Origin of the sequence: Shewanella sp. 6_MG-2023 (assembly GCF_030547195.1) — a bacterium.
Classification (GTDB): Bacteria; Pseudomonadota; Gammaproteobacteria; order Enterobacterales; family Shewanellaceae; genus Shewanella.
Genome location: NZ_JAUOQU010000016.1, coordinates 26,089 through 50,188 on the forward strand (window position 1 = coordinate 26,089; position 24,100 = coordinate 50,188).

20 protein-coding genes are annotated in these 24,100 nt (G+C 42.7%); 18 read left to right on the forward strand and 2 right to left on the reverse strand.

The genetic code is table 11. The features are described 5' to 3' along the window. Window positions 1-17 precede the first annotated feature (17 nt). Window positions 18-809, reverse strand: coding sequence for a type I methionyl aminopeptidase (gene map / locus Q4533_RS10925; RefSeq protein WP_076542906.1), 792 nt, complete (start codon window positions 807-809; stop codon window positions 18-20). A 330-nt stretch (window positions 810-1,139) separates the two neighbouring features. On the opposite strand from map, the gene rpsB reads away from it, so the two are divergent. The 17 genes from rpsB (at window position 1,140) to tilS (ending at window position 20,991) form a co-directional block, all read left to right on the forward strand. Then, entirely contained in the window at window positions 1,140-1,868 is a 729-nt protein-coding gene (rpsB, locus tag Q4533_RS10930; RefSeq protein ID WP_076542905.1) for a 30S ribosomal protein S2, read from the forward strand. A 115-nt stretch (window positions 1,869-1,983) separates the two neighbouring features. Further along, entirely contained in the window at window positions 1,984-2,835 is an 852-nt protein-coding gene (gene tsf, locus Q4533_RS10935; RefSeq protein WP_076542904.1) for a translation elongation factor Ts, read from the forward strand. 67 nt (window positions 2,836-2,902) lie between these two features. After that, window positions 2,903-3,640 carry a UMP kinase gene (gene pyrH, locus Q4533_RS10940; protein ID WP_076542903.1) on the forward strand — a complete coding sequence of 246 codons (738 nt, stop codon included), beginning with the start codon at window positions 2,903-2,905 and terminating at the stop codon, window positions 3,638-3,640. Between the two features lie 109 nt (window positions 3,641-3,749). After that, the gene (frr, locus tag Q4533_RS10945; RefSeq protein ID WP_076542902.1) at window positions 3,750-4,307 is read left to right on the forward strand and encodes a ribosome recycling factor; all 558 of its coding nucleotides are present in this window, start codon (window positions 3,750-3,752) and stop codon (window positions 4,305-4,307) included. A gap of 83 nt (window positions 4,308-4,390) precedes the next feature. Further along, entirely contained in the window at window positions 4,391-5,215 is an 825-nt protein-coding gene (locus Q4533_RS10950; RefSeq protein WP_102439651.1) for an isoprenyl transferase, read from the forward strand. A gap of 20 nt (window positions 5,216-5,235) precedes the next feature. Further along, window positions 5,236-6,093 carry a phosphatidate cytidylyltransferase gene (locus Q4533_RS10955; RefSeq protein WP_102439650.1) on the forward strand — a complete coding sequence of 286 codons (858 nt, stop codon included), beginning with the start codon at window positions 5,236-5,238 and terminating at the stop codon, window positions 6,091-6,093. A gap of 4 nt (window positions 6,094-6,097) precedes the next feature. Continuing rightward, complete coding sequence (ispC, locus tag Q4533_RS10960; protein WP_102439649.1) at window positions 6,098-7,288, forward strand: 1-deoxy-D-xylulose-5-phosphate reductoisomerase; 1,191 nt, start codon at window positions 6,098-6,100, stop codon at window positions 7,286-7,288. 14 nt (window positions 7,289-7,302) lie between these two features. Then, window positions 7,303-8,673, forward strand: coding sequence for a sigma E protease regulator RseP (gene rseP / locus Q4533_RS10965; protein WP_102476173.1), 1,371 nt, complete (start codon window positions 7,303-7,305; stop codon window positions 8,671-8,673). Between the two features lie 30 nt (window positions 8,674-8,703). Then, complete coding sequence (bamA, locus tag Q4533_RS10970) at window positions 8,704-11,187, forward strand: outer membrane protein assembly factor BamA (RefSeq protein ID WP_102439647.1); 2,484 nt, start codon at window positions 8,704-8,706, stop codon at window positions 11,185-11,187. A gap of 56 nt (window positions 11,188-11,243) precedes the next feature. Further along, complete coding sequence (locus tag Q4533_RS10975) at window positions 11,244-11,741, forward strand: OmpH family outer membrane protein (protein ID WP_102439646.1); 498 nt, start codon at window positions 11,244-11,246, stop codon at window positions 11,739-11,741. Beyond that, window positions 11,741-12,760 carry a UDP-3-O-(3-hydroxymyristoyl)glucosamine N-acyltransferase gene (gene lpxD / locus Q4533_RS10980; protein ID WP_303502731.1) on the forward strand — a complete coding sequence of 340 codons (1,020 nt, stop codon included), beginning with the start codon at window positions 11,741-11,743 and terminating at the stop codon, window positions 12,758-12,760. Before Q4533_RS10975 ends, lpxD begins: the two co-directional genes overlap by 1 nt. 35 nt (window positions 12,761-12,795) lie before the next feature. After that, complete coding sequence (fabZ, locus tag Q4533_RS10985; protein WP_076542894.1) at window positions 12,796-13,257, forward strand: 3-hydroxyacyl-ACP dehydratase FabZ; 462 nt, start codon at window positions 12,796-12,798, stop codon at window positions 13,255-13,257. Next, the gene (lpxA, locus tag Q4533_RS10990; protein WP_102439644.1) at window positions 13,254-14,024 is read left to right on the forward strand and encodes an acyl-ACP--UDP-N-acetylglucosamine O-acyltransferase; all 771 of its coding nucleotides are present in this window, start codon (window positions 13,254-13,256) and stop codon (window positions 14,022-14,024) included. Before fabZ ends, lpxA begins: the two co-directional genes overlap by 4 nt. Window positions 14,025-14,032: 8 nt before the next feature. Further along, the gene (gene lpxB, locus Q4533_RS10995) at window positions 14,033-15,175 is read left to right on the forward strand and encodes a lipid-A-disaccharide synthase (protein WP_303502732.1); all 1,143 of its coding nucleotides are present in this window, start codon (window positions 14,033-14,035) and stop codon (window positions 15,173-15,175) included. A 103-nt stretch (window positions 15,176-15,278) separates the two neighbouring features. Next, window positions 15,279-15,890 carry a ribonuclease HII gene (rnhB, locus tag Q4533_RS11000; protein WP_303502751.1) on the forward strand — a complete coding sequence of 204 codons (612 nt, stop codon included), beginning with the start codon at window positions 15,279-15,281 and terminating at the stop codon, window positions 15,888-15,890. A 186-nt stretch (window positions 15,891-16,076) separates the two neighbouring features. Then, window positions 16,077-19,553 (forward strand): DNA polymerase III subunit alpha, encoded by a 3,477-nt coding sequence (dnaE, locus tag Q4533_RS11005; protein ID WP_102476170.1) that lies wholly within the window; start codon window positions 16,077-16,079, stop codon window positions 19,551-19,553. Window positions 19,554-19,617: 64 nt separating this feature from the next. Further along, window positions 19,618-20,991, forward strand: coding sequence for a tRNA lysidine(34) synthetase TilS (tilS, locus tag Q4533_RS11010; protein ID WP_102476169.1), 1,374 nt, complete (start codon window positions 19,618-19,620; stop codon window positions 20,989-20,991). On the opposite strand, the gene Q4533_RS11015 is transcribed toward tilS, so the two are convergent. Continuing rightward, on the reverse strand, window positions 20,968-21,864 hold the full coding sequence (locus Q4533_RS11015; RefSeq protein WP_102476168.1) for a GGDEF domain-containing protein: 897 nt from the start codon (window positions 21,862-21,864) through the stop codon (window positions 20,968-20,970). The two genes, tilS and Q4533_RS11015, sit on opposite strands and share 24 nt — an antisense overlap. 180 nt (window positions 21,865-22,044) lie before the next feature. Between Q4533_RS11015 and Q4533_RS11020 the strand changes: the two genes are divergently transcribed. Next, on the forward strand, window positions 22,045-23,997 hold the full coding sequence (locus Q4533_RS11020) for a monovalent cation:proton antiporter-2 (CPA2) family protein (RefSeq protein ID WP_102439639.1): 1,953 nt from the start codon (window positions 22,045-22,047) through the stop codon (window positions 23,995-23,997). The last annotated feature ends 103 nt before the right edge of the window (window positions 23,998-24,100 follow it).

Genomic DNA, 24,100 nt, shown 5'->3' on the forward strand with positions numbered 1-24,100 from the left:
TCCTTTTTACCTAAAAATTAAAGCGTTCTTGGGAATTCTTCTTCATTACGTAGTGTGAGTACTTCGACTCCGGTTTTAGTCACTAGCAATGTGTGTTCCCATTGTGCTGATTTTTTACCATCTGAAGTGGTCACTGTCCAGTTATCTTCTTTATCTAAAACCGTTGTGTAGCGTCCAGCATTAATCATTGGCTCGATTGTGAAACACATGCCTTCTTTTAAAACCGTTTTGTCGTTGTTTTTATAATGGACCACTTGTGGCTCTTCGTGAAAGCCTTCACCGATGCCGTGACCACAATAATCTTGCACGATTGAGTATTTGTCTAAACCAGATTTACTGGCTTTAATGAACTTTTCGATAGCAGTGCCAATTTCACCTAACTTAGCACCCGGCTTGACTTTCTTAATGGCTAAATAAAGGCTTTCTTGAGCAATACGAACTAGACGTTTGTCTTTAGGGCTAACATCACCAATTAAAAACATTTTAGAGGTGTCGCCATGAAAGCCATCTTTGATCACTGTGATATCGATATTGAGCACGTCACCGTCTTTTAATATGTAAGGGCCAGGAATACCATGACACACGACTTCATTTACCGAAGTACAGATTGATTTTGGAAAGCCGTGATAGTTCAGCGGTGCAGAGATAGCTCCATGTTCTTCAGTGTATTTAGCACAGATTTCATTCAACTCATCTGTCGTTACTCCCACTTTTACATGTGGGGCTATCATTTCTAACACGTCAGCGGCTAATTTACCTGCTACACGCATTTTTTCGATTTGTTCTGCTGTCTTGATAACTATGCTCATGAATTTTCTCTTACCGTTGTCGCTGTCAAAAAAGCGCATTTAAAATGTGGCAAAATTTGTACTTTTTACCCAGTTATGATATAAAGCGCGCCGTTATGTATAAGTCTTACCGAAACATAAAAGTGAACTAAGCATCAAAGCTTTCTTCACTTATTGCTTCACTAAGAGTAAAATATGGCGGCCATTATACATGTTATAGATGGCAATTTAACTAAATACTAAATCACACACGTATCGACACATTCTTCGGGGTGCTCTTAGTCTATTTTAGGCAAGGGTCGAAGGTATGGGATCCGTGGAGGTCTAACCCCCCAAATTAAGGTATATAAAATGACTACTGTTTCAATGCGCGACATGCTTCAAGCTGGTGTTCACTTCGGTCACCAAACTCGTTACTGGAATCCTAAGATGAAACCTTTCATCTTCGGTGCACGTAATGGTGTTCATATCATCAACCTTGAGCACACTGTACCAATGTTCAACGAAGCTTTAGCTTTCATTAGCAATGTTGCTTCTAAGAAAGGTAAAGTTCTTTTTGTTGGTACTAAGCGCGCTGCTGGCGAAGCTATCAAAGAAGCTGCAATCTCTTGTGACCAGTACTACGTTGATCACCGCTGGTTAGGCGGTATGTTGACTAACTGGAAAACTGTTCGTCAGTCAATCAAACGTCTTAAAGAGCTAGAAAGCCAGTCTGTTGACGGTACTTTCGACAAGCTTACTAAGAAAGAAGCGTTAATGCGTACTCGCGAGCTAGAGAAGTTAGAAAAATCTCTTGGTGGTATCAAAAACATGGGCGGCTTACCTGACGTATTATTCGTTATCGGTGCTGACCACGAGCATATCGCTATTAAAGAAGCTAACAACTTAGGTATCCCAGTTGTTGCTGTTGTTGATACTAACTCTGCTCCAGATGGCGTTAACTACATCGTTCCTGGTAACGATGATGCTATGCGTTCTATCCGTTTGTACACTTCTTCTGTTGCTGCAGCTGCTAACTCAGGCCGTGGTCAAGATTTAGCTGTTCAAGCTGAGCAAGACGGTTTCGTAGAAACTGTTTAATAAGGTTGATGGTTACCATCTCCCTTATTTGCCAATAATTAATTGGTGAACAGGGGCCTTTAGGCCCCTGTTTTATAGATGAAATATTAAACGAATCAAATTTGAGGACTTAACAATGGCAATTACTGCTGCCCAAGTTAAAGAACTTCGTGACCGCACTGGCGCTGGCATGATGGACTGTAAAAAAGCATTGACTGAAACTAACGGTGATATCGAGCTAGCGATTGATAACATGCGTAAGAGCGGTGCTGCAAAAGCTGCTAAAAAAGCAGGTAACATTGCTGCTGAAGGTACAATTCTAATCAAGCAAGCTGAAGGCTACACAGCATTATTAGAAGTTAACTGCCAAACAGATTTTGTTGCTAAAGACGGTAACTTCTTAGCATTTGCTAACGAAGTACTTGAAGTTGCTGCTGCATCTAAAGTAACAATCGAAGAGCTAAAAGCACAGTTTGAAGAAACTCGTGTTGCTTTAGTAGCTAAAATCGGTGAAAACATCAACGTTCGTCGTATCGAGTACATCGATGGCGCTACTCAAGCGACTTACCGTCACGGCGACCGTATCGGTGTTGTTGTAACGGGTGAAGCTGACGCTGAAACACTTAAGCACATCGCAATGCATGTTGCTGCTTCTAAGCCTGAATTCGTTAATCCAACTGACGTACCTGCTGATGTTGTTGCTCGTGAGCAAGCGCTTCAAGTAGAAATCGCGATGAACGAAGGTAAGCCTCAAGAAATCGCTGAGAAGATGGTTATTGGCCGTATGAAGAAGTTTACTGGTGAGATCTCTCTTACTGGTCAAGCTTACATCATGGAGCCTAAGAAAACTGTTGGCGATATTCTTAAAGAGAAAGGCGCAACAGTATCTAACTTCATTCGTTTAGAAGTGGGTGAAGGTATCGAGAAGAAAGAAGAAGATTTCGCTGCAGAAGTTGCTGCACAAATCGCCGCTACTAAAAAAGCGTAATTCAACATCTCTTCATACCCTAAAGCCGCAGCAACCGCTGCGGTTTTGTTATAATTAGGAAAAAGTTATGAGCACCAATCCAAAACCTGCATTTAGACGCGTTCTTTTAAAATTAAGTGGTGAAGCCTTGATGGGCGAAGAAGGCTTCGGTATTGACCCTAAAGTACTTGATCGTATGGCTCAAGAAGTCAAAGAACTGGTTGAGTTAGGTATTCAAGTTGGGGTTGTAATTGGTGGTGGTAATCTATTCCGTGGTGAAGGCTTAGCGCAAGCTGGTATGAATCGTGTTGTTGGCGATCATATGGGCATGTTAGCAACCGTAATGAACGGCCTTGCAATGCGTGATGCACTGCACCGTGCCTATGTAAATGCACGTTTGATGTCAGCCATTCCTTTAAAAGGTGTGTGTGATGACTACAACTGGGCTGAAGCAATCAGTTTATTAAAATCGGGTCGTGTTGTGATTTTTGCAGCGGGTACCGGTAATCCATTCTGTACAACCGATTCAGCAGCCTGCTTACGCGGCATTGAAATTGAAGCTGAAGTTGTACTTAAAGGCACTAAAGTTGATGGTGTTTATTCAGCTGATCCAATGAAGGATCCAGAAGCGGTTAAATACGACACTCTGTGCTTCAACGAAGTGTTAGAAAACGAATTTAAGGTAATGGACTTAGCAGCATTTACGCTAGCCCGTGACCACAACATGCCAATATTAGTATTCAACATGAATAAGCCAGGTGCATTGCGCCGTGTTATCATGGGTGAAGAAGAAGGCACGTATATTAGCGCTAAAAAATCAAGCTAAATCAGGCTTAGAAATTTAACTTGAACGGGTATCGACATAGGGCAACCCGTGTACCATTATCAAGGTGCCGTTCAGGTATTAAGTGTTTGTGACCAAAAGGATATTTAACGTGATTAATACAATTAAAGAAGATGCTCAAGAACGTATGAGCAAATGTGTTGAAGCAACTAAAAACCAAATGGCCAAAGTGCGTACCGGCCGTGCTCACCCAAGTTTACTTGATTCAATTCAGGTTTCTTACTACGGTTCTATGACACCACTTAAGCAAGTTGCTAATATTGGTATCGAAGACTCACGTACGCTAAATGTAACTGTATTTGATGCTACTATGGTGCAAGCTGTAGAAAAAGCGATTATGAGCTCTGATTTAGGCTTAAATCCAATGACTGCCGGCAACTCAATGCGTATTCCATTACCAGCATTGACTGAAGAGCGTCGTAAAGATTTCATCAAAGTGGTTCGTGGTGAAGCTGAAAATGGCCGTGTTGCAGTCCGTAACGTTCGGCGTGATGCTATCAGCGAAATTAAAAAGCTTGAGAAAGCAAAAGAGTGTACTGAAGATGATGTTCGCCGTAGCGAAGATGAAATTCAGAAGTTCACCGATGCTAGCATCAAGAATATTGATGGAATTTTAGCTGTTAAAGAAAAAGAATTGATGGAAGTCTAATTCTCCTCATAGCAAAGCTAGAGTTGAAGCGCCGTGTAAGGTTATACTACACGGCGTTTGTCTATTTGAAAGGGTTGTAATAGATGTCATCCACTGTTGGATTTGAGCCAGAAACACAATTAGATACCGATATTGATTCATCAGAGCAATTGCCTGGGCAATTATCTGATGTGGTTAAACAGTCGTTGCCTAAACATGTTGCCATCATTATGGATGGCAATGGCCGCTGGGCTCAGCAACAAGGTAAACCAAGAGTGTTCGGCCACAAGGCCGGTGTTAAGGCCGTGCGTCGGGCTGTCAGTGTGGCGAGCCAGTTACAAATCGAGTCGTTAACCTTGTTTGCTTTTTCCAGTGAAAATTGGCGTCGTCCTGATAAAGAAGTCAGTTTGCTGATGGAATTGTTTTTCACTGTATTACAGCGCGAAATCAAACTACTGCATAATAATCAAGTGCGTTTAAATATTATCGGTGATATCAGCCGCTTTTCTGCACGTTTACAAAAACAGATCCATGAAGCACAACAAAAAACGGCAGGCAATACTGGTTTAGTGCTTAATGTTGCTGCTAACTATGGTGGCCGCTGGGATATTTTACAAGCGACACAAAAGTTAGCGGATAAAGTCGCCCAAGGTGATTTAGCATCCGATGAGTTAACTGAAGATTTATTAAATCAACAACTGTGCATGCACGGACAAAATGAAGTTGATTTGATGATCCGGACAGGCGGTGATTACCGCATCAGTAATTTTATTTTATGGCAGGCTGCATATGCGGAGTTAGTCTTTACTGACACCTTATGGCCAGATTTCAATGAGCAAGCGTTTAAAGATGCCCTTGCTGTATTTGCCAGTAGACAGCGCCGCTTTGGTTTGACAGGCAGTCAAATCGAAGAAATTCGCGCTATATAAAGAATTAAGAGGCTAAACTTTTGTTAAAACAAAGAATTATAACAGTATTATGGTTACTTCCTCTCGTTATAGGGGCCATTTTCTTTCTGCCTGCAGAGTATTTTGCTTGGGTTTTGGTGCCGGTATTCATGATCGGCGCAAAAGAGTGGGGCAGCTTTATTGACCCTGAGTGTAAAGTGACCCAGTGGACATTTACCGTCACAGTCACCGTTATTTTATTAGCGTTAAACTTTATCGTACCTGTGGATGCAATGTGGCTTAAAGGCCAATTACACCCTATTTTTGTCTCTATTATTGCTATTGGTGCTTTTTGGTGGTTTTTAAGCGCACTTTTAGTTATTTCATTTCCTAAAACTGACAGCATATGGAAAAACAGCCCAATGCTGAAGTCGATGTTTGGTCAGCTAACACTTATTCCCTGTTTTGTTGCCCTCATTACGCTCAAATCAATCAGCAGTAATGTTGACCCTTATTTTGGCGGCACCTTAGTCTTTTTAGTCATGTTAGTTGTTTGGGCCGCTGATACAGGTGCTTATTTTGCTGGTCGCGCATTTGGTAAGCATAAATTGATGCCCAATGTTAGCCCTAATAAAACCCTTGAAGGTTTGATTGGTGGCTTATTAGCAACCTTGGTCGTCGCATGTGGGGTGATGTATTACTCACCAGAACAAGAATTAGCTTTAGTGATTACCGTTACGCTGATAACCGCTTTAGCTTCAGCCTTTGGTGATTTATCTGAAAGCATGTTTAAACGTGCTGCTGATATAAAAGATTCAGGTACTATTTTACCAGGCCATGGTGGAGTACTCGATAGAATGGACAGTTTAACGGCTGCACTACCGATCTTCACTCTTATCTACATCGCATTCTGGATTTAATACAATGCAAAATATGGTCATTTTAGGCGCTACTGGCTCCATTGGGTCAAGTACGTTAAGTGTTATTAGCCAAAACCCACAGCAATATGCGGTTTATGGTCTCGTTGCCAATGCCAGCGTCGATAAAATGTTGTCATTATGTATCGAGCATAAACCAGTATATGCACATATGGTCGATGAATCTGCAGCTAAGGCGCTGCAGCAGCGTATACCTGCTAATATTGCCACTAAGGTGACAACAGGTGAGGATGCGTTATTAGGTCTTGTCACGGCTTCTGAAGTTGATACGGTTATGGCCGCGATTGTCGGCGCAGCAGGTCTTGTTTCAACCTTTGCCGCAGTTAAAGCGGGCAAACGGGTATTGCTGGCAAATAAAGAAGCCTTAGTCATGTCTGGCGAATTGTTTATGCAGGCTACAGTGCAAAGTGGCGCGACCTTACTGCCGGTCGATAGTGAGCATAATGCTATTTTTCAGTGCTTACCTGCCGATATTCAAGCCAACCTTGGGCACTGTGATTTAACCGCATCTGGTATTTCGCATATTTTACTGACAGGCTCTGGTGGCCCATTTTTAACCGCCGATTTAGCCGCGCTTCAATCCATGACGCCAGCACAAGCGTGTAATCACCCTAATTGGTCAATGGGACCTAAAATTTCAGTCGATTCAGCCACCATGATGAACAAGGGTCTTGAGTTTATTGAAGCGCGCTGGTTATTCAATACTAAGGCTGAGCAATTGAAAGTGGTTATTCACCCGCAAAGTGTGATTCACTCTATGGTGCAATATCGAGATGGTTCAGTGCTCGCACAAATGGGTAACCCAGATATGCGTACACCTATTGCCCATTGTATGTCTTTTCCTGAAAGAATTAACGCTGGAGTTGAACCTTTGGACTTTTTCAAAGTCCGAGAATTGAGCTTCTGTGAACCTGACTTCAATCGTTTCCCATGTTTAGGCTTAGCAATGCAGGCTTGTGAGCAAGGGCAAGAGGCGACAACAGTACTTAACGCCGCTAACGAAATTGCCGTAGCAGCCTTTTTAGCTGAACAAATCAAGTTCACTGACATCGCTAAAGTTAATGAAGCGTGTTTATTAAAAGTGCCGCAGTCGTCGTTATCGACGATTGAAGATATTGTACAGTTAGATGCACAAGCACGTGCTATTGCTCATGAAGCAATTAAATCAATTAACTAGTTCTTAGGAGAACAATGTTAGATTTTTTATGGAACCTAGGGTCATTTATTGTCGCATTAGGTATTTTGATTACAGTTCATGAATACGGACATTTTTGGGTTGCACGCCGTTGCGGCATAAAAGTCGAACGTTTTTCTATTGGCTTTGGTAAAGCCATTTGGCGCAAGGTTGGTAAAGACGGCACTGAGTACGTTGTGGCGATGATCCCGCTTGGCGGTTATGTCAAAATGCTTGATGAGCGAGTAGAAGAAGTCCCAGAGGAATTACTCGACCAAGCTTTTAATCGAAAAACCGTTTGGCAGCGTATTGCGGTTGTGGCAGCCGGGCCCATGGCCAACTTTTTGTTCGCCATTGTTGCCTTATACCTTATGTACATCATTGGCGTACCTTCTTTAAAGCCTGTTATTGATACCACCAAAGCCAATACTCCTGCGGCGCAGATAAGCATTAAAGAGCCAATGCAAATTTTATCGGTATCTGGTCAAAAAGTCAGAAACTGGGAAGAAGTTAATTTAGCGTTAGTGAGTCATATTGGCGGCGATTCGTTAGAGATCAGTCTTACACCGCTTAATGCAGCCGTCACAGATGCCCAGCTTGGTCAATCCCATACGCTTGATATTAGCCAATGGACATTTGACCCCGATAAAGAATCGCCAATTAGTGCAATTGGTTTAGGTATTTATCGCCCAGCCATTGAACCTATAATAGCCTTGATCACCAAAGGTAGCGCGGCAGAATATGCTGGTATGCAGGTTGGCGATGAAATTACTGCCATCAATGGTAAACCATACCGCGATTGGAATGCGTTTGTAGATGTGATACAAAAGTCTGCCGATAAAACGGTGCAGCTAAAAATATTACGTGATAATCAAGCATTAACCCTTAATGTCACCCCGCAAGCACAAACCAATGCTGCAGGCCAAATGATTGGCATGGTCGGGGTAAGTCCTACTCAAATTGATTGGCCGGAAAGTATGCGCTTCCAGCTTGAGTATGGCATAGTAGATTCCTTCACAGCAGCCGCTGATAAAACATGGCAACTGGTGGTTGTCAGCTTTAAGATGATTGGAAAACTGTTTACCGGCGATGTGTCGGTGAAAAACTTAAGTGGTCCTATTTCTATAGCTCAAGGTGCTGGTACCAGTGCAGACTATGGATTTGTGTACTTTCTTGGGTTTATCGCACTCATCAGTGTGAACTTAGGCATCATTAATTTAATGCCTTTGCCAGTGCTCGATGGGGGACACTTGCTGTATTACTTTATCGAAGTGATTACGGGTAAGCCTGTACCGGAGAAGGTACAGGACATAGGATTCAGGTTTGGCGCAGCGATGCTGTTATTGTTGATGAGTGTTGCACTCTTTAATGATTTTTCCAGACTCTGAGCAGGGAACACAAATAATTAGAAGTGCTCTATGAGATTGAATAAACTTTTTGCCTCGATGATTTTAGTCGGCGCGTCATTTTCAGGCAATGGTATGGCGGAAACTTTCCAACCATTTGAAGTGACCGACATCCAGATTGATGGTTTACAGCGAGTCGCACTTGGTGCTGCCTTGCTAAACCTGCCCGTTAAAGTGGGCGATACGGTAGACCAAGTAAAATTACAGCAAGCCATTAAAAGCTTGTATGCCTCAACCAACTTCGAAACCATCAGTGTTAGCCATGAAGATGGCGTATTGCTTGTTTCCGTTAAAGAACGTGCCACTATCAGTGCTGTTACCTTTGAAGGTAACAAAGATATTAAAGATGAGCAGTTACAAGAAAGCTTAGACGGCTCAGGTATTAAAATCGGTGAGTCACTTGATAGAACCATGTTGTCAGGCATCGAAAAAGGCCTGCAAGATTTCTATTACGGTGTGGGTAAATACGGCGCGAAAGTTGAAGCAGAAGTCATTAACTTACCTCGTAACCGTGTTGAACTTAAATTTAACTTCACTGAAGGCTTAGCGGCTGAAATTCGCCAAATTAACGTAGTGGGTAATACCGTTTTTTCAGATTCTGAATTAATTGGTTTACTTGAGCTTAAAGATTACGTTGCTTGGTGGGACTTATTTGGTGAGCGCCGTTATCAAAAGCAAAAGCTTGAAGCTGATTTAGAAACGGTAAAAACCTACTATCACAACCAAGGTTATATTCGCTTTGCGGTAACATCAACCCAAGTGGCAATGACCCCTGATAGAAAAGGCTTGTACATCACCATCAATGTTGATGAAGGTGATAAGTACGAGGTCTCTGAAGTTAACTTAACCGGTGATTTAATGGGCCGTGAAGAGTTGATGAAGGCTATCTTGCCGATCAAAGAAGGCGATATGTACAACGGTGGTGATGTTACCTTCACCGAAGAAATGTACAGCAAGTATTTAGGCCGTTTTGGTTATGCTTATCCTGAAGTAAAAACCTATCCAGAAATTAATGACGAAACCAAAGAGGTTGCATTAAACATTAATGTTAACCCTGGTAAACGTGTTTACGTGCGCTCAATTAACTTCAGCGGTAACACAGTTACTAAAGATGAAGTAATGCGTCGTGAACTACGTCAAATGGAAGGTGCGTGGTTAAACTCAGCTCAAGTTGAGCAGTCAAAAGTATTGTTAAACCGTTTAGGTTACTTTGAAACAGTTGATACTGAAACCGTACAAGTACCTGGCAGTGATGACTTAGTGGATGTGGCTTTCAATGTGAAAGAACAGCCATCTGGTTCATTTAACGCCGGTGTGGGTTATGGTACTGAATCAGGCTTAAGTCTGCAGTTTGGTGTACAGCAAAGTAACTTCTTAGGTACGGGTAACCAAGCGGGTATTAACTTAAATACCAATAAGTATTCTAAGAACGTTAACTTCTCTTACACTGACCCGTACTTTACTAAAGATGGTGTGAGCTTAGGCGGCAGTATCTTCTGGAACGAGTTTGATGCAAACGAGGCTAACCTTGAGCGTTATAAGAATAAATCTTATGGCATCGCGGTAAACTCAGGCTTCCCGATAAACGAAAATAACCGTTTAAATGGTGGTATCGGCTATCGTCATAACGCGATTTCAGAAATCTCTGCTTACGAACAAGCATTACGTTTCTATAATGTTTACCGTGAGTCTGATGACCCGAATTCTGATTTAGCCTTTGATAACTTTGAGATAAATGGTGGTTGGTATCGCAGTACATTAAACCGCGGCACCTTCCCAACAGATGGTTCATCGCAGCGCCTAAGTGCGAAAGCAACCATTCCAGGGTCGGATCTGCAGTATTTTAAAACTGACTTTGATACCAACTTTTACTTACCATTAACCCGTAACCACAGCTTTGTGTTACTAACGCGAGCGCGCTTAGGTTATGCCAATGGTTATGGTAAGTTTAATGATAATGATCAAATTTTGCCTTTCTGGGAAAACTATTACTCAGGTGGTAGTAGCTCATTACGTGGCTTTAAGTCTAATTCTGTCGGCCCTCGTTCGTTCTATTTATATCGTGGTAGTGAGCCATGTGCGCCAGATCCATCAGGTGACGGCTGTACACTGCCAGGTGATCCTAACCGAATTCAAGTGAGTTCTGGTCGTTCTATTGGTGGTAATGCCATTGCGACTGCCAGTGTGGAAATGATTGTTCCAACGCCTTTCTTGGATGAGGCTTATTCTAATTCAGTACGTACTAGTTTCTTTGTTGATGCTGGTAACGTATGGGATACCGAGTTTGATTATGACTCGTATAGATACCTTCCAGCGGATGAGTTTGACAAACTGGAAGATTATAGCGACCCAGGTCGGATCCGTGCCTCTTGGGGTATGAGCGTCCAATGGTTATCACCAATGGGACCTATGGTGTTTAGCTTGGCTTGGCCGATTAAAGAGTACGAAGATGATGAAACAGAGATATTTTCGTTCAACATTGGCAAAACGTTCTAAAACAAATACACTCAGCAAGTTTTGCTGATAATAACAAGGAGTCTATTTTGAAAAAGATGTTAAATCGCGCGTTAGTAACAATGGCATTTTTAAGTGCACCTATGATGGCACATGCTGAAAAAATTGCTGTGGTTGATATGGGCGAAGTATTTGAGCAACTGCCTCAACGTGAACAAATTTCACAGTCACTAAAAACTGAGTTTGGTGATCGAGTTGCTGACGTACAAAAAATGCAAGAACAAATGCGTACATTAGTTGAAAAGCAACAACGTGATGGCGCGTTAATGAGCGAAAGTCAAAAAACTGAGCTTGGACGTGAAATGGAATCACTAAAGTCTGATTTCCAATTAAAAGGCAAAGCACTTGATGAAGATATGCGTCGTCGTCAAGGTGAAGAGCAAAACAAGCTTTTAGTTAAAGTACAAGAAGCGATTAATACTATTGCTGCAAAAGAGTCTTATGACATCGTATTGCAACGTGGTGCAGTTATCTACGTTAAGCCAGATGCTGATATCAGTGATAAAGTTGTTCAAGCGTTAAGTAAAGGCAACTAATGAAAACCGTGACTTTAAAAGAGCTTGGTCAGCTATTAGGCGCATCTGTTAAAGGCGACGACACTTTGGTGATCACCAGTGTTGCGACCCTAGAAGATGCCGCCTCAGATCAACTTTCTTTTTTAGCCAATAGTAAATATCGTGCCCAGCTTGAGACCTCTCAAGCGGGTGCGGTGTTATTGAGTGAAAAAGATGCCGAAGATTACAGCGGCAATGCTTTAGTGTTAAAAGACCCATACGTGGGCTTTGCACGGGTAGCACAACTTTTAGATACCACCCCAAAAGTTACCAAAGGTATCCACCCCTCGGCACAAATCGATGCCTCAACGCAACTGGGCGAGAATGTCGCTATAGGGGCTAATGTTGTCATCGATGCCAATGTCATTATTGGTAATGACGTACAAATTGCTGCAGGTAGTGTTATTGGCGAGCAATCTATCATAGGTTCTGGCTGTATTTTAAAAGCCAATGTGACTTTTTATCATGATGTGATTGTTGGTCAGCAATGTATTTTTCATTCTGGTTGCGTGATTGGTTCTGATGGCTTTGGCTATGCGAACGAGCGCGGTAACTGGATCAAAATCCCACAAACTGGTGGTGTAAGAATTGGCGATAATGTAGAAATTGGCGCCAATACCACAGTAGATCGTGGTGCTTTATCTCATACAGAAATTCATGATGGCGTTATCATCGATAACCAAGTTCAAATTGCCCATAATTGTGTTGTCGGCCAAAATACCGCTATTGCAGGAACCTCATTCCTAGCCGGTAGTGCGACTCTTGGTAAGTACTGTATTATTGGTGGCGGTAGCGGTATCGCAGGCCATTTGAAGGTTGCAGACGGCACCCATGTCTCTGGCAGCACCAATGTGACAAGCGAAATTCGTAAACCAGGTTTGTATTCATCTGCTACAATTGCAATGGATAACAAATCATGGCGTCGCAATACTGTTCGTTTCCGTCATTTAGATGAATTATTTAATCGCGTCAAAGTGATTGAAAAGAAAATACAAGATTAGAAGTCATGGCATGATTGCCATTGCGAGGAATTAGCGTGTCAAACCAATTAAATACCATGGATATTGAAGAGATCCTTCAGTATCTTCCTCATAGATACCCTTTTTTGTTAGTTGACCGTGTTCTAGATTACACCGTAGGTGAGTCTTTACATGCGATTAAAAATGTCACCTTTAATGAGCCTTTTTTCCAAGGTCACTTCCCAGTTAAACCAGTAATGCCTGGTGTATTAATCATTGAAGCGATGGCCCAAGCAACAGGTTTGCTTGCATTTAAAACCATGAGTCCAGATCCATCACCAGATGTCTTATATTTACTTGCTGGTATTGATAAAGCACGTTTTAAGCGGGTGGTATCTCCAGGTGATCAGATTCATTTCCACGTTAAAATGATTAAAGAGCGCCGAGGAATTGGTGTATTTGAAGGACAAGCATTCGTCGATGGCGAGCTAGCCTGTTCAGCCGAAATCATGTGTGCACGCAGAGAGATCAACAAGTGATTGATAAGTTAGCATTCGTTCACCCAGACGCAAAAATTGGTAACAATGTCACGATTGGCCCTTGGAGTTATATTGGCGCTGACGTTGAAATTGGCGACGATACTTGGGTTAGTTCACATGTCGTTATCAAAGGCCCAAGTGTCATTGGTAAAGGCAATCGTTTCTTCCAGTTTTCTTCAATTGGCGAAGAATGCCAAGATAAGAAATATGCTGGTGAGCCAACAACTTTAATCATGGGTGATAATAATATCATTCGTGAAAACGTGACTATTCACCGCGGTACCATTCAAGATAATAGTGAAACCCGTATAGGTTCAAATAACCTACTTATGGCTTATGTGCATATCGCTCATGACTGTGTGTTAGGTGACAATATTATCATGGCAAATAATGCTTCTATTGCAGGCCATGTACATGTTGGTGATTGGGCTATTTTAGGTGGCATGACTGGTGTACATCAGTTTGTACATATTGGTGCCCATGCGTTTACTGCAGGCTCTTCAACCATCTTTCAAGATGTGCCGCCATTTGTGATGGCAGCCGGTAGCCCAGCTATCCCAAGAGGTCTGAACGTTGAAGGTTTGAAGCGCCGAGGTTTCACTAAAGAAACCCAACATGCTATTCGTCGTACCTATAAATCGCTATATCGTAAAAATTTAACGATTGAAGAAGCATTAGCTGAAATTACTGAAGACGCTGAAGCCGATGAATACGTTAAAGGCATGGTTGAATTCATTAATGGTTCATCTCGCGGGATCATTCGATAGTATTGATAATGACAAATAATACCCCTCGTATATTTGCTATGGTCGCCGGAGAAATCTCCGGCGATATTTTAGGCGCAGGCTTAATTAAGTCGCTACAAAATCACTACCCAGATGCGCGCTTTATTGGCATTGGTGGTCCTCAAATGGAGGCTCTTGGTTTCGAGAGCTTTTTTTCGTTTGAAGAGCTTGCCGTTATGGGGATTGTTGAAGTGTTAGCAAGGCTGCCGCGTTTACTTAAAGTGCGCGCCAGTTTGATTGAGCAAATTTGTGCCGCAAAACCTGATTGCTTTATTGGTATTGATGCGCCAGATTTTAACCTTGGGGTTGAACTCAAGTTAAAAAATAAAGGCATAAAAACGGTCCATTATGTGAGTCCGTCGGTCTGGGCTTGGCGTCCAAAACGTATTTTCAAAATCGAAAAAGCCACCAATATGGTGTTGTCGTTATTACCTTTTGAAAAAGCGTTTTATGACAAACATCAGGTGCCATGTACCTTTGTCGGTCATACTTTAGCGGATGATATTCCGCTTGAAAGCGATAAGTTAGCTGCCCGTAAACTGCTAGGTTTAGACTCTAATGCAGAATATTTAGCCATTTTGCCTGGATCTCGCGGTGGTGAGCTAAAACAGTTAGCTGAACCTTTTATTAAAGCGGCGCTGATTGTTAAGCAAGCTTATCCAGATATTAAGTTTGTCACGCCACTGGTTAATAAGGCCCGTAAGGAGCAGTTTATTGCCGCCCTTGAGCTGTATGCACCAGATTTGGTTATCGATTTAATTGAAGGGCAATCAAGGGAAGTCATGGCCGCAGCTGACGCTATTTTACTAGCATCAGGCACTGCAGCACTTGAAGCCATGCTGGTTAAAAGGCCTATGGTGATGTCTTATCGGGTTAATGCGCTGACTTACAAAATTGCTAAACGCATGATGTTAGTTGAGCATTACTCTTTGCCAAACTTGCTCGCGGGCAAAAAGCTTATTCCTGAAATTGTTCAAGATGAGTGTAATCCTGAGAATATTTCAGCTGCAGTGATTGAGCAGTTAAATGCAGATTTTACGCCGCTTAAGCAAGAGTTTGAGCAAATTCATCGCAGTTTACGCTGCAATGCCAGCGATAGAGCTGCTGACGCGGTAATTAACTTACTCGATTAATATCAGTAATTTTTAAAGCCTGATTGAGTGATGTTATTCGCTCAAGCAGGTTTTTTTATGGCAATTTTAGAGGTGATTTGTGAGTCGTATTCCTGCAGTAATAATGGGTATTACCCCCGAACAAGTTGAATACATTAGCCGCGGCGTGGTCGCGGGTGTTGATGAAGTTGGCCGAGGCCCATTAGTGGGTGATGTGGTTACCGCAGCAGTTATTTTAGACCCTAATAATCCGATATCAGGCTTAAATGACTCAAAAAAATTAACTGAAAAACGCCGTGAATTGCTATTTACTGAAATCAGTGAAAAAGCCTTATGCATTAGTGTCGGCCGTGCATCCCCATTAGAGATTGATGAACTTAACATTCTCCATGCCACCATGCTGGCTATGCAGCGGGCAGTGCAAGGCTTAACTATTACCCCAGAGCGAGTGTTGGTGGATGGGAATCGTAGTCCAGAGTTTGGAATCGTTAGTCATGCCATTATCAAAGGTGATGGCTTGGTGGCAGCAATAAGCGCCGCATCGATTATTGCCAAGGTAACCCGCGACAGGGAAATGGCTGAGCTTGATGCCAGATATCCACAATATGGGTTTGCCAATCATAAAGGTTACCCAACTAAAGCCCATTTTGAAGCATTAGCACAACATGGGGTATTAGCTGAACACCGCAAAAGTTTTAAACCAGTCATGGCAGTACTGGCAAAATCTGAATCTTAAACCGCTTTGGTTATAACAATATAGCATTAGACAGCATTGCCAAGTATTGCCTACGGCATTGGCGCTGTTTAATCGGCTTATTTAGCGATGATAGCCCTAATCTGTTCTATTAAATTTGGGGTTAGTTTGTTAATCTGGCTAGCAGTTTTTTCCTTTTAATCACGCATTTCAAAGATACTATAATCTATGTCCGATCCTCGTTTTGTTCATCTTCGCGTTCACAGTGATTTTTCCATGTCAGATGGCGTGGCAAAAGTTAAACCTATTATTGCCAAAGCCGAAGAGCTTGGAATGGGGGCGCTAGCGATAACAGATCAAAATAACTTTTGTGGTCTGGTAAAGTTTTATGGTGGCTGTCATGGGGCAGGGATCAAGCCGATTGTTGGCGCTGATTTTTGGATGAAAGTCCCAGGTTTTGAAAAAGAGTTTTGCGCCTTAACTATCATCGCCTTAGATAACGACGGTTATCAAAATTTAACCCAGCTCATCAGTGAGGCCTATTTACGTGGCCAAATAGATGGGCGAGTGGTTATCGATCAAGAGTGGCTGATTAAGTTTAATAAAGGCATTTTGATTATTTCTGGGGCGAAAGAAGGCGATGTTGGTAAGGCATTATTAAAAGGTAACCAAACCCAAGTTGATCAGCTGATAAATTTCTATCAAACCCATTTTGAAGATCGTTACTTTTTAGAGCTTTTGCGAACTGGCAGAGCTGATGAAGAACGCTATCTGCACATGGCGGTAAAATTAGCTTCTGATCGCAATCTACCTGTTGTGGCGACCAATCAGGTGGTCTTTTTAAAGGCCGATGATTTTGAATCCCATGAAATACGGGTGGCGATCCATGACGGTTTTACTTTAGCTGATCCTCGCAGACCGAAAAAATACAGTAAAGAACAATACTTACGCACAGAAGAAGAAATGTGTGAGTTATTTGCTGATATTCCATCAGCACTGGCAAACAGTGTGGAAATCGCCAAACGCTGTAATGTGACTATACGTTTACACGAATATTTCTTGCCTAACTTCCCAACGGGCGATTTGACCATTGAAGACTTTCTCGTCGAAGTGTCGGAAAAAGGCCTAGAAGAGCGGCTGGAATTTTTATTCCCTGATGAACAGGTACGTTTAGAAAAGCGTCCCGAGTATGATGAACGCCTAGATATTGAGCTAAAAGTGATTAACCAAATGGGCTTCCCTGGTTACTTCCTTATTGTAATGGAGTTTATTCAATGGGGTAAGGATAACGATATTCCTGTTGGACCGGGTCGTGGATCTGGTGCGGGCTCATTAGTGGCATATGCACTAAAAATTACCGATCTTGACCCACTAGAGTACGACTTACTGTTTGAACGTTTCTTAAACCCAGAACGTGTCTCTATGCCTGATTTCGATGTCGATTTCTGTATGGATAGACGTGATGAAGTTATCGATCACGTTGCTGAATTGTATGGCCGAGATGCGGTATCACAAATTATTACCTTTGGTACCATGGCGGCAAAAGCTGTGGTACGGGACGTTGGCCGTGCACTCGGTCACCCCTATGGTTTTGTTGAACGGTTAACAAAAATGATCCCTGCAGAGCCCGGGATGACTCTGACCAAAGCCTTTGAAGTGGAGCCATCATTACCAGAAGCGTATAACGCTGATGAAGATGTCCGTGAGCTGATTGACATGTGTCGACGACTTGAAGGTGTTACTCGTAATGCCGGTAAGCATGCTGGTGGCGTGGTTATCTCACCGACAGTTATCACTGATTTCTCGCCCCTTTATTGTGATGCTGAAGGCTTAAACCCAGTAACGCAATTCGATAAAAATGATGTAGAAACCGCAGGGCTAGTTAAGTTTGATTTCTTAGGCTTAAGAACCCTGACCATTATTGATTGGGCGCTGCAAATGATTAACCCGCGCCTAGCAAAGCAGGGCAAAGAGCCCGTCAGGATTGAGGCCATTGACTTAACCGATCCTAAGTCGTTTAGATTACTTCAGCGCTATGAAACCACAGCGGTATTCCAGTTAGAATCCCGTGGTATGAAAGATTTGATTAAACGTCTGCAACCCGATTGTTTTGAAGACATGATTGCACTTGTGGCACTGTTTCGCCCAGGCCCATTGCAATCAGGCATGGTAGATAACTTTATTGAGCGTAAGCATGGCCGTGAAGCGGTCTCTTATCCAGATGCAGAATATCAACATGAGTCATTAAAAGAACTACTAGAACCAACCTACGGCATTATTTTGTATCAAGAACAAGTGATGCAAATTGCCCAGGTTCTTGCCGGTTATACCCTAGGTGGCGCGGATATGTTACGCCGTGCAATGGGTAAGAAAAAACCAGAAGAAATGGCAAAGCAGCGCGGCACCTTTAAAGAGGGGGCTATCAATAACGGTGTTGATGGCGACCTGTCGATGAAGATCTTCGACTTGGTTGAAAAATTCGCCGGTTATGGTTTTAACAAATCTCACTCAGCTGCCTATGCACTGGTTTCCTATCAGACCCTATGGCTTAAAACCCATTACCCTGCCGAGTTTATGGCGGCGGTAATGTCAGCAGATATGGATAACACAGATAAAATCGTTATCTTAGTCGATGAATGTGAACGCATGGGCATACCGCTTATTCCACCGGATGTGAATAAAGGCTTATTCAAATTTACCGTTGATGACGAGCTTAACATTGTCTACGGGATCGGTGCGATTAAAGGGGTTGGTGATGGCCCAGTGGAATCGATTCTCAATGCCCGAAAAGACGGACCATTTATTGATTTATTTGATTTCTGCGCCCGAATTGATCTTAAAAAGCTCAATAAACGCGTCATCGAAAAACTGATTTGCGCCGGTGCATTAGACAGTTTAGGTCCGCACCGCGCGGCGATGATTGCCACCTTACCAGAAGCGATTTTGGCCGCGGCCCAGCATGCCAAAGCTGAAGCTATTGGCCAAAACGATATGTTTGGCCTACTTAACTCTGAACCAGAAGACAATAAACAAAACTTTGTTGAATGTACTCCTTGGCCTGATAAAGTTTGGCTTGAAGGTGAGCGTGATACTTTAGGTTTATACCTTACAGGTCATCCGATAAATCAATACTTAAAAGAGCTGAAGCAGTACACTTCAGGGCGTTTAAAAGACGTCCATCCGACTGACCGCGGTAAAACCATGAAGGCCGCGGGGCTAGTTATTGCCACTCGAGTGATGGTAACCAAACGTGGCTCAAAAATGGGGCTGGTGACGTTAGATGATAAAAGCTCACGCTTAGAAGTGATGCTATTTACTGAAGCGTTTGAAAAGTTTAATCACTTGCTTGAAAAAGATAAAATTTTGATCTGTGAAGGTGAGGTCAGCTTTGATGATTTTGCTGGTGGCAATCGCATGACTGCCCGCAACATCATTGAAATTGGCGAGGCTCGTAGCCACTTTGCCAATGCAGTGGAAATAAACATTACTGCTGATGACATCAATCAAACTTGGCTTGAGCAATTTGAGCAAGCATTAACGCCATGGAAAAACGGCAGTGTGCCGGTTATCATTAATTATCAGCAGCAACAAGCAGCAGGCCAATTACGCCTTGGTGATGAATGGCGGGTGAATCCAACCGATGAACTGATGCTGGCAATTGAAAGTCTAGTGGGCTCTAAAAACGTCAAAATCGTGTTTAATTAATTTAGCAAACTGGCTTTGGTTTCGGGCTCACATTGCTGAGCCATTTGGGCAATAGAGGCATCCATTGAGCGTAGATATTTGCAAAGCGATACAAGCGCATGCGCTAGTGCTATTAAACGCACAGCCTCAGGCTAAGTTAGTATTAGCTTACAGCGGCGGGGTTGATTCTGAATGCCTTGCCTATGGTTTAAGCCAGTTTGCCCAGCAGCACCCTAATATCCCTTGCTTATTAGTCCATGTTCATCATGGACTTAGTGACAATGCAGAGCATTGGGTCAATCATTGTCTCACTCAGGCTAAGCACTATCAGTTACCCATACAGATAGAACGTGTAGCGATTAATAAAGCTGCGCGGCAAAGTTTAGAGGCGCTCGCCAGAGATGCCCGCTATAACGTCTTCAAAAAATACCTTAACCAAGGCGATATATTACTCACCGCCCATCATCAAGATGATCAACTGGAAACCTTACTGTTAGCCCTCAAACGTGGTCAAGGGCCCAAGGGCTTAGCGGCCATGGGCGCCATGCAGCCATTTAATCATCAAAGTTGGATTGTTAGGCCGTTACTTGATGTTACTCGCCAGCAAATTGAAGCTTTTGCCAGTGATAACCAACTTAAGCACATTGAAGATGAAAGTAATCAAGATGAGCAATTTGACCGTAACTTTCTGCGCCATGACATCATTCCGAGATTAAAAGCTCGCTGGCCAAGTATTGCCACCACCGCATCACGCAGTGCTAAATTATGCGCTGAGCAGCAGCAAGTGATTGAAGATGAAGTTGATACGCGCTTACCCGCATGGCTTGATACAGCAACACCATTTGAGTTGCCCGCTTTTAAATTACAGCAATTGTCAGACCAAACACCTCAATGGCAAGCCCTGTTGCTGCGGGGCTTTATTCAATCTTTAGGGTTTAATTTGCCGTCTCAATCGCAGCTGGAACAAATTTTACAGCAGCTGATCTATGCCGCTGATGATGCCAAGGTGGATATTTTTTGTGGTGATTACTCAATAAAGCGTTTTGCTGGCAAGGCATTTGTGGTGCCTGTTAGTAATGAAAAGCCAGATGATGTTGAGTTGATTGGCAATATTCAGTCATTGTGTACTGGCAAGCAATTGAGTTTAACCGTGCAGATGAATCAGCTAGCTGACTGCGCTATTGGTTTAACGCAAACGGGAGTAAGACTAAGGTTAGCGACAACGGAGCAAGTGACTATCTCATTTGGCGCCAAAGGCAGTATTCGCTGTCAGCCGCATTTTCGTGATAAAGGCCGTGAGCTTAAAAAAGTTTGGCAGGAGCTAGCCGTGCCACCTTGGCAAAGGCATAAAATACCGCTTATTTTTTACAATGACACCTTAGTTGCCGCCATTGGTTTTTGGGTTGATAAACGCTATCTTGCCAGCCATAACGAGTTAGGCGTTTGTTTGCATACTTAATTTAAAGCCGTTTTTACCCGCGGCTTTTGCTGCATACAACGCCATATCTGCAGTTTCATAAAGTTTGTCTTGGGTTTGTGGTGGTAAAAACTCAGCCACCCCAATACTGCATTGCACCTTAAATGCACTGGTTAATGGGTGGCTATTTATTGCCGCAATAATACGTTCACACAAAGGTGTCATCGTATGTTCTTTTCCTTGGGCTATAATTATAAATTCATCACCACCAATTCGAAATGCTTGGTCAGTATTGCGGATAGCATCATTTAATAAATCAGCAAACTCTTTTAATACCGTATCCCCCAGTTTATGACCATGTTGATCATTGAGGTTTTTAAAGTTATCTAAGTCCAGCACAATCAGAGAAATATCAGCTTGTTTTCGGTTAGCTCTTGCCAGTGCACTCTTAATACTTTGCCGATAATAATAGCGATTACCTAGCCCAGTCAGGGCATCAAACATCGCTTGGTTCGACATCTGCGCATATTGGTAGGCATTATGTAATGGCTGATTGAACAGTTCTTCTAAGGTGTTTAACAATCTTGTTTGACTTGGTGTCAGTGGCGTAGATAAGTAATATTTAATGCTATAGGGCTCACCAAAACCGGTGATCACTCGCTGAATACTGAGTCCCTGGCAACGACCCCAATTCAGTTTTAATTGGTGATTAAGCTGGATGCCGCGGATCGGCAAAACTTGTCCGATGCTTTTGCCATAGCGGGCAAAAACGCTTTCAGGGTCTAAATTTGAGTGTAATTGCTGTAACACTGCCAGTAAATTAAGCCTAGGTTCTTCATCGGTTATTTTATAATAAGCTTCTGATTTACTTATAGTTAACTTCGGGTATGGTTGTGACGTTACTGCGTAGTCCATAGCTATTATCCCAATGATGATTTCAAGTTTCTAATTGTTATCCGTTTGATAAATTTATTAAGCAATAACTATGCCTGTTATTTTTTATTTACCATTTTCATAAGGTTATTGTTAATTTGTCACTTTGTTAATAGACTGTTTATCTAATCGTTATTTTATTGACTCGGAGAACATGCCTTTATGGAGCACAGTATTTTCATCCATATTCTCTCAATGCTAGTCATTGCGATTGTGGCAATTTCTTTGTTACGCCGAGTTGGGTTACCGCCAATCTTAGCTTATCTGCTAACCGGGGTTTTCAGCGGGCCTAGTGGCTTTCATTGGTTTACTCAAGCGCAAATGCATTCAGTGGCAGAATTGGGTGTGGTGCTGCTGATGTTTAGCCTAGGGTTAGAGTTTTCGGTTCCTAAGCTCTGGTCTATGCGCCGCACAGTATTCGGTTTAGGCAGTGCTCAGGTGACATTCACCGCATTAATTGCCGGTTTAGTCGCCTACTTATTCGGTCAAAATATGGTTGCTGCGGTGGTGATTGGCTCTGCTGTGGCGCTATCATCAACGGCGATTGTGCTAAAACTGGTTAATGATCAAGGCTGGATGCGTCGCCGACATGGCGAGCTCTCTGTCAGTGTGCTGTTATTTCAAGATATTGCCGTGGTACCGCTACTGATTGTATTACCTTTGTTATCTCCTAGCAGTGAAGCCATGGGCGCTGTTGAAATCGCTTGGGGGCTGTTCACTGGTATTTTGGCCTTTTTAGCATTGATGTCATTTGGTAAATGGATTTTACCGCGTATTTTTGATGAAGTAGCCCGCTCTCGCTCTAACGAATTGTTTGTATTATCAACCTTAGTGGTGGTGTTAGTTACTGGGGCGTTTACCCAGTGGCTGGGATTATCCATGGCGTTAGGTGCCTTTATAGCGGGGATGCTGTTAGGGGAAAGTCAGTATCGACGTCAGTTAGAAGCGGATATTAGACCATTTAGAGATTTACTGATGGGACTGTTTTTTATCTCCATCGGTATGCTATTAAATTTTGCTATTGTTGTTGAGTTTTGGTGGCAAATTTTATTAATCCTCATTGCAGTGTTAATGACCAAAATCTTAGTGGTGTTTGGTTTATTAAAGCTTGGGGGCGAGCAATTTAAAGTGGCATTAAGTACGGCTATCAGTTTGGCTCAAGTGGGCGAATTCAGTTTTGTGGTATTAGCCTTGGCGGTTAATTATCAGCTATTAGAAACTCAAATGAGTACCATTTTAGTGATGGTGGCGGTGTTATCCATGTCCATCGCACCTTGGTTAGTCAGGCATTGTGTTGATATTGCCGCAAAAATTGAGGGTAAAACCAATAGTAAAGATCAAATGGATGAAGAATTCATTTTACCCAGCCCTGATGATGGCGACTTGGTATTAATATTAGGTTATGGCCGTGTAGGGCAAACCATTGCGCGTTTTTTAAAAACCGAAGCGGTGCCATTTGTGGTGCTGGACTTAGATCCCAAACGTGTTTCTGAAGCCCGCGCTGCAGGCGAGCCGGTCTATTTTGGTGATGCCTGTAAAATGGGCTTGTTAAAGCAAATTGGTATTCGCCGAGCCAGCATGGTGGTGATCACCTTTGGTGAGTCAAGGCAAGTTGAAGACTGCTTAGCATTATCACGTAAATTAGCCCCTGAAACTAAAATTATTGTTCGCACTACAGATGATGCTGAATTAGAAAATTTAACAGAAGCTGGCGCCACTCAAGTTATTCCAGAAAAGCTCGAAGGCAGTTTAATGCTGGTGTCGCAAGTGCTGTATAAATGTGGCGTGCCGCTACCAAGAATTATTAAACGTTTAGAGTCTGAGCGCCGTAATCACTACCAATATTTACATGGTTTTTTCACTGGCGCCGAAACTGACTTTACCTTGGAACTGCTGCATGCTGTGGCGTTAGATACAGGTGCAGATGCTATCGGCAAGAAACTCACCGATATTGACTGGTCGCAGTTTAGTGTTGAAGCACGAGCTGTTAGACGTAAAGGTGAGGAGATAAGTCCACCGCCGGATGATTGGGTGTTTGAGCGCCGTGACATTGTGATGGTGGTAGGAAAACCCCGTGCAATTGAAGCCATTGAAGAGCACTTATTACAAGGCTAGTTGCAAGGCTAGCATCAATTAGCTTACGCACTCTATGATATTAGCCTTAAAAAAAATAATTAAAGCGCATGTCACGGTAGAATTTTACAGGCATCTTCCATAG

Coding starts and splice junctions, on each gene's coding strand:
- map (WP_076542906.1), bottom strand. CDS start 809: ATGAGCATAGTTATCAAGACAGCAGAACAAATCGAAAAAATGCGTGTA.
- rpsB (WP_076542905.1), top strand. CDS start 1,140: ATGACTACTGTTTCAATGCGCGACATGCTTCAAGCTGGTGTTCACTTC.
- tsf (WP_076542904.1), top strand. CDS start 1,984: ATGGCAATTACTGCTGCCCAAGTTAAAGAACTTCGTGACCGCACTGGC.
- pyrH (WP_076542903.1), top strand. CDS start 2,903: ATGAGCACCAATCCAAAACCTGCATTTAGACGCGTTCTTTTAAAATTA.
- Q4533_RS10950 (WP_102439651.1), top strand. CDS start 4,391: ATGTCATCCACTGTTGGATTTGAGCCAGAAACACAATTAGATACCGAT.
- ispC (WP_102439649.1), top strand. CDS start 6,098: ATGCAAAATATGGTCATTTTAGGCGCTACTGGCTCCATTGGGTCAAGT.
- rseP (WP_102476173.1), top strand. CDS start 7,303: ATGTTAGATTTTTTATGGAACCTAGGGTCATTTATTGTCGCATTAGGT.
- bamA (WP_102439647.1), top strand. CDS start 8,704: ATGAGATTGAATAAACTTTTTGCCTCGATGATTTTAGTCGGCGCGTCA.
- Q4533_RS10975 (WP_102439646.1), top strand. CDS start 11,244: ATGTTAAATCGCGCGTTAGTAACAATGGCATTTTTAAGTGCACCTATG.
- lpxD (WP_303502731.1), top strand. CDS start 11,741: ATGAAAACCGTGACTTTAAAAGAGCTTGGTCAGCTATTAGGCGCATCT.
- lpxB (WP_303502732.1), top strand. CDS start 14,033: ATGACAAATAATACCCCTCGTATATTTGCTATGGTCGCCGGAGAAATC.
- rnhB (WP_303502751.1), top strand. CDS start 15,279: ATGGGTATTACCCCCGAACAAGTTGAATACATTAGCCGCGGCGTGGTC.
- dnaE (WP_102476170.1), top strand. CDS start 16,077: ATGTCCGATCCTCGTTTTGTTCATCTTCGCGTTCACAGTGATTTTTCC.
- Q4533_RS11015 (WP_102476168.1), bottom strand. CDS start 21,864: ATGGACTACGCAGTAACGTCACAACCATACCCGAAGTTAACTATAAGT.
- Q4533_RS11020 (WP_102439639.1), top strand. CDS start 22,045: ATGGAGCACAGTATTTTCATCCATATTCTCTCAATGCTAGTCATTGCG.